Annotated in this window: 13 protein-coding genes and 1 pseudogene; all 14 read right to left on the bottom strand. The window is 66.9% G+C overall.

What is annotated here, in order from left to right:
• A partial coding sequence (locus tag IEW15_RS23895; RefSeq protein WP_229708649.1) for a hypothetical protein occupies positions 1 to 415 on the bottom strand: 415 nt, incomplete at its 3' end.
• Positions 416 to 422: 7 nt separating this feature from the next.
• Positions 423 to 2405 (bottom strand): conjugal transfer protein TraG, encoded by a 1983-nt coding sequence (locus tag IEW15_RS23890; RefSeq protein WP_188582787.1) that lies wholly within the window; start codon positions 2403 to 2405, stop codon positions 423 to 425.
• A gap of 41 nt (positions 2406 to 2446) precedes the next feature.
• Positions 2447 to 4186, bottom strand: coding sequence for a relaxase/mobilization nuclease domain-containing protein (locus tag IEW15_RS23885; protein ID WP_188582785.1), 1740 nt, complete (start codon positions 4184 to 4186; stop codon positions 2447 to 2449).
• A 354-nt stretch (positions 4187 to 4540) separates the two neighbouring features.
• Positions 4541 to 5257: a lytic transglycosylase domain-containing protein gene (locus tag IEW15_RS23880; RefSeq protein WP_188582783.1), complete on the bottom strand. Its 717-nt coding sequence runs from the start codon at positions 5255 to 5257 to the stop codon at positions 4541 to 4543.
• Between the two features lie 4 nt (positions 5258 to 5261).
• Positions 5262 to 5597, bottom strand: coding sequence for a DUF736 domain-containing protein (locus IEW15_RS23875; protein WP_188582781.1), 336 nt, complete (start codon positions 5595 to 5597; stop codon positions 5262 to 5264).
• A gap of 34 nt (positions 5598 to 5631) precedes the next feature.
• Complete coding sequence (locus IEW15_RS23870) at positions 5632 to 6177, bottom strand: S26 family signal peptidase (RefSeq protein WP_188582776.1); 546 nt, start codon at positions 6175 to 6177, stop codon at positions 5632 to 5634.
• Entirely contained in the window at positions 6174 to 6692 is a 519-nt protein-coding gene (locus tag IEW15_RS23865) for a DUF2840 domain-containing protein (protein ID WP_188582774.1), read from the bottom strand. Before IEW15_RS23865 ends, IEW15_RS23870 begins: the two co-directional genes overlap by 4 nt.
• Positions 6689 to 6943: a hypothetical protein gene (locus IEW15_RS23860; RefSeq protein WP_188582772.1), complete on the bottom strand. Its 255-nt coding sequence runs from the start codon at positions 6941 to 6943 to the stop codon at positions 6689 to 6691. The genes IEW15_RS23865 and IEW15_RS23860 overlap by 4 nt, the downstream gene beginning before the upstream one ends.
• Positions 6940 to 7578, bottom strand: a complete 639-nt coding sequence (parA, locus tag IEW15_RS23855; RefSeq protein WP_188582770.1) for a ParA family partition ATPase — start codon at positions 7576 to 7578, stop codon at positions 6940 to 6942. The genes IEW15_RS23860 and parA overlap by 4 nt, the downstream gene beginning before the upstream one ends.
• Positions 7575 to 8684 carry a replication initiator protein A gene (locus IEW15_RS23850; RefSeq protein WP_188582768.1) on the bottom strand — a complete coding sequence of 370 codons (1110 nt, stop codon included), beginning with the start codon at positions 8682 to 8684 and terminating at the stop codon, positions 7575 to 7577. The genes parA and IEW15_RS23850 overlap by 4 nt, the downstream gene beginning before the upstream one ends.
• Before the next feature lie 11 nt (positions 8685 to 8695).
• Positions 8696 to 8947 carry a helix-turn-helix transcriptional regulator gene (locus IEW15_RS23845; protein WP_188582766.1) on the bottom strand — a complete coding sequence of 84 codons (252 nt, stop codon included), beginning with the start codon at positions 8945 to 8947 and terminating at the stop codon, positions 8696 to 8698.
• 204 nt (positions 8948 to 9151) lie between these two features.
• Positions 9152 to 9832: a DUF2285 domain-containing protein gene (locus IEW15_RS23840; protein WP_322111527.1), complete on the bottom strand. Its 681-nt coding sequence runs from the start codon at positions 9830 to 9832 to the stop codon at positions 9152 to 9154.
• Positions 9795 to 9938: pseudogene (locus IEW15_RS26650) on the bottom strand (transcriptional regulator domain-containing protein); the annotation flags it as partial. The gene IEW15_RS23840 and the pseudogene IEW15_RS26650, both read right to left, overlap by 38 nt.
• A gap of 125 nt (positions 9939 to 10063) precedes the next feature.
• A complete protein-coding gene (locus IEW15_RS23835; RefSeq protein ID WP_188582764.1) occupies positions 10064 to 10327 on the bottom strand; it encodes a DNA -binding domain-containing protein in 264 nt (87 codons plus the stop codon).
• Positions 10328 to 10508: the final 181 nt, after the last annotated feature.

The following is a 10508-nucleotide window of genomic DNA, read 5'->3' as shown; positions in this document are numbered from 1 at the left end:
GCTGGTGGGCCGGCCACGAGCAGGCGACCATCGCCGCCTGACTCAAATGAAACAGCCTCCGGCAAACCCGGAGCGGTTCATATCGTGCCCCAGCCTGCGCTCGTGCGGCCTTGGCGGCGGGCTCCGGCAGCGGCGGCGTCGTGTTCAGCCAGAAGCGGATGAACAGCGCCAGGGTTTCGACACCGATCCCGACATCACGCTCGAGCCGCGCCAGGCGGCGATCCTGCTGGTCGAGCCGCTTGGCGATCGCCGCCTCCTTCCGCTCGTCCGCATCGGGCGACAGGAACGACGCGATGGCGGCCTCAGCGATCAGGGACATCGACTGCTGACGGCGAGCGGCATAGGCCGACAGAGCCTGCATGACATCGGGATCGAGATAGACGGAGAGCTGAGCCTTTTTCTTCGACATGGCCATGCGCGCCTCACATGCCGAGGTCGTCGCCTGGATCGAGGGAGGCCTGCCGCGCGAGGCCCTGCATGAGGTCGTTCATGCGGCCGATGCGAGGCGCGTCCTCCTCCATGTCGTCGACCTGGTCGAGCGCGAACTCATTCTCGATCGGCGCCTGCTTCTCGACAGTTCCTTGGCCAAGTTCCGGCTGCTTCCGGCGGTCGGCGTTCTTCGGATCCTCGTCGTCCGCGTCCTCGCCATTAGCCGCCGCTGGCGCCGGTGGCCGGGGCGGCAACGGACGCGTACTCCAATCGTCGGGGCGTCCCTCTTTCGGCCGCACCGGCACGGGCGGCGCGACGATGCGCTCCTCGAAGCGTGCATCCTCGTAGTAGCGCGCCTTCTTCGCCCGGATCGGATGAACGCCCGAAACCATGACGATCTCGTCGGTGGCCGGGAGCTGCATGACCTCCCCCGGCGTCAGCAGAGGGCGGGCGGTCTCCGAGCGCGAGACCATGAGATGCCCGAGCCAGGGTGACAGCCGGCTGCCGGCGTAGTTCTTCATCGCCTTCATCTCGGTCGCCGTCCCGAGCGCGTCGCTGACGCGCTTGGCGGTCCGCTCGTCATTGGTCGCGAAGCTCACCCGGACATGGCAGTTGTCGAGGATCGAGTTGTTGGGGCCGTAGGCCTTCTCGATCTGGTTCAGCGACTGGGCGATGAGAAAACTCTTGATGCCATAGCCAGCCATGAAGGCGAGCGCCGACTCGAAGAAGTCGAGGCGGCCGAGGGCAGGAAACTCGTCGAGCATCAGGAGGAGCCGGCGTCGCCCGGCCTTGGCCTGCAGGTCCTCGGTCAGCCGCCGGCCGACCTGGTTGAGGATCAGGCGGATCAGCGGCTTGGTCCGGTTGATGTCGGACGGCGGCACGACGAGGTAGAGCGTGGTGGGCCGGTCGCCGGCGACGATATCGCCGATGCGCCAATCGCAGCGCCGCGTCACCTCGGCGACCACGGGGTCGCGGTAGAGGCCGAGGAACGACATAGCCGTGCTCAGAACGCCGGATCGCTCGTTGCCGGACTTGTTCAGCAGTTCGCGCGCGGCGGAGGCGACGACAGGATGGACGCCGGCCTCGCCGAGGTGCGGCGTTCGCATCATGGCGGAGAGCGTCGACTCGATCGGCCGCTTCGGATCGGACAGGAAGGACGCGACGCCGGCGAGCGTCTTGTCCTCCTCGGCGTAGAGAACATGCAGGATCGCGCCGACCAGCAGCGCGTGGCTGGTCTTCTCCCAGTGATTTCGCTTTTCGAGACTGCCTTCGGGGTCGACCAGGATGTCGGCGATGTTCTGGACGTCGCGCACCTCCCACTCGCCGCGCCTGACCTCGAGCAGCGGATTGTAGGCCGATGACTTCGCGTTGGTCGGATCGAACAGCAGCACGCGACCGTGCTGGGCGCGAAAGCCGGCGGTGAGCTGCCAGTTCTCGCCCTTGATGTCGTGGACGATCGCCGAACCCGGCCAAGTCAAGAGCGACGGGATGACGAGACCCACGCCCTTGCCGCTGCGGGTCGGTGCAAAGCACAGCACATGCTCGGGGCCGTCGTGGAGGAGATAGCTGCGTTGATAGCGGCCGAGCACAACGCCATCGGGACCGAGCAAGCCGGCCTCCTCGATCTCCTTCGGTTGCGCCCATCGTGCGGAGCCGTAGGTCTCGGCATTCTTCGCTTCGCGAGCCCGCCAAACCGACATGCCGATGGCGACGGCCGCGGCGATGATCCCGCCAGACGCCGCGATATAGGCACCCTCGATGAAGATCGAGGGAGCGTAGGCGTCGTAGGCGTACCACCACCAGAAGAAGGCCGGTGGTAGATAGAACGGGAAATGCAAAACCTCGAACCAGGGACGGCCAAGTTCGGGCTGAAAGCCGAGCCGCCAGGCGGTCCATTCCGTCGCGGTCCAGATCGTCAGGAGGACGATCCCGAAGACGGTGATGACCTGGCCCCAGAGTATCTTCGTCGCCGACATGCCGGTCGTCCTTTCCTGAGATCGATGATGGGAGGCGGCGCTCACAGGCCAAGTCCCCGATTGCGGCCGAAGCCCCAGTCGACGCCGCCATCATCGCGGGCGACGCCGGAGACGTGGCGGCCGAGCTGTTTCTCAAGCGATGGGGTCCAGGGCACGAGCTGAAAGCCGAGGCCGTCGTCGATCATGGCGAACCGGCCGGAAGCGAGCGCGAAGCGCTGACGGTATGATCCGGCGACGTACTCGCCGGAGGCGGCCTGATTGAAGGTCTGGCCCGTCTCGGCCGCAAGCCGCTCGCCCAAGGCTTCGACTTCCCGACGGCGGAGCGTGCCGATCAGGCCCTGGGAGAAGGTGATGCCCCGCGCCTGTCGCTCGGCCAGCCCCTGCTCGATGAGCTGGTCGGCCCGCCGCTCCAGCGCATCGCGGACCTCGGCGCCGAAGCCCGTCTGGCTGAGCCCTACCGGATCACGCGTGACCGCTTGGCGGTCGAGCCAAGTCGCGCCGCTGGCCGTCACCTGGTCCTCGATGGCGAGATCCGACCGCACGGCGAGCGCCACGCGCCGACGTCCCTGCGCGTCATCGAACGCGCGGAGTTCGACGACCGAGCCGGGCGCGCTGTCGCCGGTGGCGTCGAGGTCGGGGAACTTGATGTGGTGGGTGCGGCCGTCGACGCCGTCGATCACGGCATAGGCCGTTCCCTTCAGCTCGTCGTCGAGCCCGCGATCGACGAGCCGGCCGATGACGGGCACGTCGAGGCTCTCGCCCGCGAGGACGTAGTTCGCGGTCGCGCGTTCGATCCCGCGCTCTCGCAAGCCACGGTGAATGCGCTTGATGATGTCGCCGCGCTCGCCGAGCTCGCGCAGCGTGGTCTCGGCCGCCTCGTCCATCGTCCATTGGCCGGACCCGATCTGATGGGCGAGGCCGAGGCTCTCCAGATGCCGCAGGCGGCCGACCTTCAGTGAATGGAACGGGTCCGGCTCCTGGCCCGGAGAGGGCGCAACGTCGATGACGCCATGTCGGCCGCCGTCACGGATGAGCTGGCGGTCAAGCTGGGTCCAGCGCTCGGCCTCGACCTGACGCTCGAGCGCTTGGTGGATATCGAGGTCGCTCCGCAGCCCCAGCTCCCGCGTGACCAGGTCCTGGGCGCGGGCGCGCATCCCTTCCTTGATGTAATCGCGGGAGATGACGAGGTCTTGGCCGTCGTCGGCAACGCCGCGCACGATGATGTGGACGTGCGGATGCTGCGTGTTCCAGTGATCGACGGCGACCCAATCGAGCTTGGTGCCGAGGTCCTTCTCCATCTGGCCGACCAGGTCGCGGGCATAGCCCTTGAGGTCGGCTATCTCCGGCGCGTCCTCGGGTGAGACGATGAATCGGAAATGATGCCGATCCCTTTCGCACCGTTCGGCGAAGGCCTGGGGGTCGGCGTCCTCGGTCTCCGGGCCGAACAGCCGCGCCTTCTCCCCGTCCCGGGTGACGCCCTCGCGCCGGAGGTAGCCGAGATGCGCTCCGAGCGGCGCGGAGCGCGCGGTGTGGCGGACGACACGCGCCTTGACCGTCACCAGGCGCGAGCGGCCGGTGAGCAGATGGTTCGCCCGGACGGCGGCGACACGGCCGCGCCCGAAGGTCGAGCGGCTGGCACTTCGGAATAGGCCCTGCCGTGAGATGCCGCCGCCGGCGCGCTGGGCGGCAGCGAGTGCCTGGGCGATGAAAGGCTTTGCCCGCTGACTGCGTGAAGAGCGGATGCGGCCTGGCCGGGGCTGGAAGTCGTTCTCCTCAGCCATCGCCGGCCCCGGCAATGTGCGAAAAACAGAGGGTGGGCAATGTGTTGGCGGCGCCACGCACCCTGCACGCGGGGGCCGCACATTGCCGGATCAGCCAAAAACTCAAACAAAAACAACCAACCGACAGAGCCGCACCTTGCGGCCTTTTATCTGGCCCTCGGTCGGTTGGTTTCTGCGCTCCTCCCCTGTCCGCGCTTCCTTCTTCTCGGAAACACGCCACTCCGCGCCTGTTTGCGAAATCGCGCCCTGTAGCTGGGATGCCGCGCCTTAAGACGTCGGAGGCCGCCGAGCCGACAGGGAAAGCGCGAGCTGACCGAGGTGATATAGCGGCACGTCGATGTGAGAGCGGCGCGATCACGGCTTCGGCCCCGCTGCGGAAACGTGGACGAACAGCCCATCGGATTGCGGCGCGATGGCGGAGAGATCGCGCACCGCGACGACGGCCGGCGTGTCGCTCGGCGGCGGTTTGGCCGACGTGCGATCAGCGGGTTCAGCGCTTGCCGGCCGCGTTATGAACAGCGGCGCTTGCGTCCAGGACAACGGATCGGAGGCCGCCATGAGGACAGGCCCATCGATCGCGCCGGCCCCGACAAAAGGGACGAGCGCCGCGACATAAGCGACCGTCTCGGCCGGCAACGGGCGGTGCCTATCGCGATAGTCTTCGTAGCGACCGGGTCCGGCATTGTAGGCCGCGAGGAAGCCCGGCGATCCGTAGCGGTCGTGCATTTCGCGCAGGAAGGCCGCGCCCGCCAGGATGTTGTCGTGGGCATCGAACGGATCGCGACCAAGGCCGTACCGAGCGCGCAGCGCAGCCCAGGTGTCGGGCATGAGCTGCATCAAGCCGATCGCCCCCTTGGGCGAGATCGCGCGCCGATCGCCGCGGCTCTCGAAACGCATGATCGCCCGTATCCACGCCGCCGGAATGCCGAAGCGCTGGGCCGCTTCCGCGATGAGCCCGGCATAGGGATCGCTCGGCGCGTGCAGCTCGATCCGAGCGGTCTGGGCGTGAGCGACGACGGCGGACATGCCCAACGCCGTCGCCCCGACGAGCATGATGAGAGCGGCCCGCATGCGCTCAATCCCGCTGGCCGCGCTTGGGAGGGCGGTTCCAGTTCAGGACCCACGCAGACTTGTCGTCGCCGGACTGGAAGAGATTGGCGCGGATCGGCTGATCCAGCGCCGGGTCATCGATGACAAGCGAGACGTATTCGCCTGCTTTCTCGCCGGTGCGTTTCCAGCCCGCGCCGATTTCCGGGCCGTCGGCATCGCCGAGGTGGACCCGAAAGTCGGGCGCATTCTCGGCATCGGAAGATTCGGCCGGAACGAGGAAGAGGTCGCGGTAGAAGAAGAGCGTCTGAATGCGTCCGGTGAAGCCGGATTTATCGCGGGTGAAGTGACCGATCTGCGCCATGGGAACCTCCTGGGTTGGCGGGTTGGAAAGCGGGTCAATCGGTGGCGGCGCGCCAGACGAAGCGGCCGTCGCCGGCTTCGTCGGTCCACAACGGGACCGCGCGCGCGACGATCGAAGCGGCGGGGAGCGGGCCGAAATAGCGGCCATCCAGGCTGTCCGGGACGGTGGGGTTCATGAGGAAGACCTCGCCCGGCCGCAGCACGCGGCAGCCGCTCCAGCGCGGCAGTGGACGGCGGAGGTGATCGCGGTCATGAGCGACGCCGACCTCGACCTGATCGACGGTGACGACGTCGCCGTCCCGACACCCGGTCTGTCCGGATAGCGCCATGACGTGCTTGAGCAGCGGCACGCCCTTGGGCAGGAAGCCGCCGTCGGCGAGGTAGCTCGCAATCGGCTCGGGTGGGCGCACGACGACGAGTTCGAGCGTGTGGAGCGTACCGAGTGGATGCAGCACATAGAGTCCGGTCGGGGTGCTCGCCGTGGCGTTCCAGATCAGCCGTGGCGCCGGGTGGAAGAACGCGAGGGCGCCGATAGCGAGCATCGCGAAGTACGTCGTCATGACGTAGCCGAAGCGGGTCATGGCGCGACGCTCCGGCGCTTGAGCCAGGCGGCATGTTGCGCGCGCGTGTAGGCGCGCGGCTCTTGCCCAGCAGCGAGGCGATTGTGGAGGTGACGCCAGTATTCCGGCGCGGCGTCAGCGGGATCGATGTCGAGCGCTTCGACCGCATCGATCGCCTGCAACACGCGCTCGACCTTCGGCCAGCCATCGACGCGGAGCAGGATTTCGCCGCCGGGGCGCACGAAGGGCAGCGTTTGGTAGCAGACGCCGGGCTCGACCGCGCGCACGATGTCCATGCGCGAGACGACCGTGCCGAAGTCGTTCGACGCCCAACGCACGAAGGCGAAGATGCTGCCAGGCTTGAAGCTGGAGACGCTGCGGCGGCGATCGAGGATCTTCTCCTCGGCGCGCCGGCCGAAACGCAGCCAGTGCTCGATCGTCTTCTCGATCCAGGTCAGCTCGACATGGGTCAGTGCGACGGTGCGCCGATGCGATGGCGGCACCACGCGCGGCGGCGACTGCTCGTTGTCGTTCATGAGGACACTCCGGGATCGTCGGGATATTCGCGGGAGAGAAGGTCGCGGAGCATGTCGGCGACGGTGATGCCACGCCGGAACGCGGCGACCTTGATGCGGCCGCGTAGCGCCGGGGTGACGTCGATTGTCAGCCGCGCGCTGAAGGCGGATGTGTCATCCGACCGTCTGCCGTTCGCTTCGGGAGCCTTGATCCAACTCTCGGCGTCGCCGGGTCGGGATACGAAGCCACGTTTGGTGGACCGTTCGCTCATAGCGCGATCCTCGCCACCTCGGCGGCCATCGCGGCGATCTCGCGCGCGGCGACGCCCTGCTCCGCGAGTTCGAAGACCAAGCGTCCCGACTGCGCAGCGTCGGCGAAGACGACGCGCTGGCCGATGGTGCTGGCAAGCACCGGCGGATCGTGATCGGCCAAGGTCTCGGCCGTCTCGCGGGCGATGACCGTGCGGGCGCCGCAGCGATTCAGCACGAAGCGCGCGGCGAGCTGCGGGCGGTAGATGCGCGCCTCGCGTAGCAGGCCGAGCATCTCGGCGGAGGCCCAGCCATCGAGCGGCGACGGCTGGACAGGGATCAGCACCAGATCGGCAGCGAGCAATGCCGAGCGCATCAGCCCGGCGACGCGCGGCGGACCGTCGATGACGATATGGTCGACGGTGCGGGCGAGCTCGGGCGCCTCGCGGTGGAGCGTGTCGCGCGCGAGGCCGACGACGCCGAACAGCCGTGAGACGTTCTCCCTCGCCCGCTGCTGCGACCAATCGAGCGCCGAGCCTTGAGGGTCAGCGTCGATCAGCGTGACGCTCTTGCCATGCAGCGCCCATTCGCCCGCGAGGTGCAGTGCGAGTGTCGTCTTGCCGACGCCGCCCTTCTGGTTGAGGAGGGCGACGATCATCTCTTCCCTCCCGGCTTGCGGCTGAAGGGCAGCGACGGTTGGCGTCCTGGGCGATCTGAAATCGGCCGGTCGGCGGGGTTATCCGCCGAACGCGCGGGCCAACAACAAGAGTTAGATTCTGAGTTAGACTCTAAGTTAAGGGCCGGAATCGTGGTTTCAGGCCAGAGGGTTAGCTGCGGTTTGCACTCCCGAAGTCCCGATAGGCGCACGCCTGAAGTCCCGATAGCGGGAACGCCCGAAGTCCCGACCGCATTCACAGCGATATCCACAGGCCCTGTGGATAAGCCGGCCGGCAGGATGCGCAGCATCTCGCGCCGGCCATCGCGCTCGACGCGCAGCCGGTAGCCGGGGAGCGGCTGGCGGGCGGAGATCCGGCGGAGATCGAAGGCGAAGTCGGCGAGCTTGGCGAGGCTGCCGGATTTTTCGTGTAGGTGCGCGAACTCGAACAGCCAGCCTCGGGGCTGGCGGCCGGCGTGTTTGCGGGCGACGCGATAGAGCCACCGCTCGATACCGCCGGTGAGGCGGAAATAGGCCGGGTCGATCGTGAGAACGAGCGAGCGGTCGACGACGCCGCGATAGAACCAGTCGGGAAGGACGAACTCCATCCCCTCGACGCGACCGTCGCGCGTCGTGCATTCCTCCCACTCGTTGATCCAGGAAAACTGATGGCGGCGCCAATGCTCGCCGTTACGGATCGTCGTGCGGATGACGGTCGACTGCAGGCGCGCGAACGCGCCCTTCAAGAGCTTGTAGTCGCGGGAGCCGGTTTGGCGACCGATCGCGGTCAGGAGCTGGTAGGGCGTGAAGCGCAGAAAGCGTGAGGTTTTGAAACCAAGGTTTTCGGCCTCGACGATCTGACTCGCCGCCCAGATCAGGACATCGGCGTCCCAGATAGTGGCCATGCCGAACTCGAGCGCCGCGTAGACCTCGACGCGGACGTCGCCGGCTTCATAGAGGATGGGGGTCGTGCGCCTGGCTTTGGCCAGCGAGAAGAACGGCCGCTCCATCAGGTCGCGCTGGTCGCGCGGACTGGCGTCGCCGGTGGCGACGACGAACGGTTCGAGCTTGCTCCGTTCGCTGGCGGTGACGAGGCGGCGCGACGACATCGGCGAGCGCCTCAGCGATGCGCGTGGCCGGCGGCGCGGGCCTCGACGTAGCGGGGGTCCGAGGTCGAGCGGCAGGCCGCCTGGTCGGCCCAGGCTTCGAGATCGCCCACCGCGTACACCACGCGACCGCCGAGTTTGCGAAAGGTCGGGCCGCTGCCGTGACAGCGATATTTTTCCAGGGTGCGCGGCGAGATGCCGAGGATGCGCGCCGCCTCATGGGTTCGGACGTAGCGGGTGGCGAGCTGCGCGGACCTGTCGAGCATGGGAAGCCTCCGTCTTGCCTCGAAGCGCCGCGGCCAAGTCGCGGCATGTCGGGGTCACGGTGGCGGAGAGCTCAGGCGTTGGGGGTGGACGAAGATTTTCGGAAGGGGGTGTCCCCCTTCGCGCGATAATGAGCGGACGATGGTCCAATCGGTGCAGGGATGAATGGAGGAACGGTGCGCGCTGAAAGCCGACTACGGGACTGATCAGCCGCCGCGCAGAAATTTGAGATAGCCGCGTTCGACGAGCGCGATCGAGTCATGGATCAGGCGGTTGGCCGCGCGTCGCGCGTGGGAGTCTTTCCACTCGACAGATGGAAGTCGGGCCTGTTCCGAACGCAGGACGATTTCCGCGACGTCGCGAGGGCCGCCGCCGATGTCGTGAATGTCGAAGGCATGAAGAAGCTGAACGAGACGGCGCTTGCGCTGCGTGGTCAGTCGCAACGCCCGTGGGAGAAGGCCGATGGTTTGGCCGCCCACCTTGCGGATGAAGCGCGACGCGACATCGAGTCTGAGATCGACCGATGCAGCGCCGAGCGGCAGGAGAATCATGGGGCGCCGAGCGACCAGGTCGCTGTTGAGCCGGATGTGAAGCTCGCCGGACCCGTCGACGATTACGACCTCACGACCCTCATCATCGGTCCGGTCAGCGACAATCGAGCCGAGTTGGGATGGGTCGAGGACCACAGGCGCGAATCCGCTCGGCGCTGCATCGAGCAGCAGCGTGCCGGGCGACAGTTCCGGCAGCCAGGTAGCGGGTTCGTCGCCGACCGGAATGCTCGGGTCGTGGGCGAAACCGCAACCCCCATCGTCGGGCGAAATCCGCGCGAGCGGACTCCGCATCGACGTGATCGCGCGCGATCTGGCGCTGAATTTGGGCGTATTCACGCCGGTATTCGGCGTTGCGGCGCAGGAATTCGACGGCGAAGCCGGGGCGTTCGAGGCGATTCAAGTGATCGATCGTCTCCGGCGAGCGCCAATACTGTGTGGGCATGGCGTTTCCTCTCGTCTTGATCCCCTATTCGGGGAGCTTCAAACCATCCGGAAACGCAGGCTTTGCGCTAGACCCTATGATTGCATCGCGCGCGACGACAACCCGTACAACGGATCTGCGGCGGCTTACTGCGCTCGTGGCTGAAGCAGGTGCCGATAGCCGGTTTCGGTCATCCAGCGGGCGCGGGCCAGGTGGCTTTCATGGACGATTTTGGCACGGCAGGGCTCTTGCGCCGGATCGAGGCCGAAGAGCACCAGCACGACCTCTCGCCAGTCGGCTCCTTCTTCCTCGGCCATCAGCAGCCGTAGGTATATCGCCAGATGTTGCTCATCATAGGCATTCACGCGGTCGGTAAGCGGCGGCCGGTCACAGAAGGGCGCCTCGGTCATTGCGATCTTTCCCCCGTCGAGATCAAAGCAATGGAGTAGGGATTCATTTACCGCAAATTTTGACAGACTTCGCGCCTGATTGAGCCGGTGTTGTGATGCTTGGGGATGTCCCGGTCATTGTTGAAAAAGGGAGAGCGGCGTTGCTCGCCTTGAGCCGTTAGGCTCGGGGTGTCGAATCCTC

It is taken from the genome of Tistrella bauzanensis, from assembly GCF_014636235.1.
GTDB lineage: Bacteria > Pseudomonadota > Alphaproteobacteria > Tistrellales > Tistrellaceae > Tistrella > Tistrella bauzanensis.
The sequence above is the reverse complement of the archived record's forward strand: the minus strand, read 5'-3'. Positions and strand labels throughout refer to the sequence as shown.

What these genes read in the sequence shown, in the direction of transcription:
- IEW15_RS23890 (WP_188582787.1), bottom strand. Translation starts at nt 2,405, where the DNA reads ATGTCGGCGACGAAGATACTCTGGGGCCAGGTCATCACCGTCTTCGGG.
- IEW15_RS23885 (WP_188582785.1), bottom strand. Translation starts at nt 4,186, where the DNA reads ATGGCTGAGGAGAACGACTTCCAGCCCCGGCCAGGCCGCATCCGCTCT.
- IEW15_RS23880 (WP_188582783.1), bottom strand. Translation starts at nt 5,257, where the DNA reads ATGCGGGCCGCTCTCATCATGCTCGTCGGGGCGACGGCGTTGGGCATG.
- IEW15_RS23875 (WP_188582781.1), bottom strand. Translation starts at nt 5,597, where the DNA reads ATGGCGCAGATCGGTCACTTCACCCGCGATAAATCCGGCTTCACCGGA.
- IEW15_RS23870 (WP_188582776.1), bottom strand. Translation starts at nt 6,177, where the DNA reads ATGACCCGCTTCGGCTACGTCATGACGACGTACTTCGCGATGCTCGCT.
- IEW15_RS23865 (WP_188582774.1), bottom strand. Translation starts at nt 6,692, where the DNA reads ATGAACGACAACGAGCAGTCGCCGCCGCGCGTGGTGCCGCCATCGCAT.
- IEW15_RS23860 (WP_188582772.1), bottom strand. Translation starts at nt 6,943, where the DNA reads ATGAGCGAACGGTCCACCAAACGTGGCTTCGTATCCCGACCCGGCGAC.
- parA (WP_188582770.1), bottom strand. Translation starts at nt 7,578, where the DNA reads ATGATCGTCGCCCTCCTCAACCAGAAGGGCGGCGTCGGCAAGACGACA.
- IEW15_RS23850 (WP_188582768.1), bottom strand. Translation starts at nt 8,684, where the DNA reads ATGTCGTCGCGCCGCCTCGTCACCGCCAGCGAACGGAGCAAGCTCGAA.
- IEW15_RS23845 (WP_188582766.1), bottom strand. Translation starts at nt 8,947, where the DNA reads ATGCTCGACAGGTCCGCGCAGCTCGCCACCCGCTACGTCCGAACCCAT.
- IEW15_RS23835 (WP_188582764.1), bottom strand. Translation starts at nt 10,327, where the DNA reads ATGACCGAGGCGCCCTTCTGTGACCGGCCGCCGCTTACCGACCGCGTG.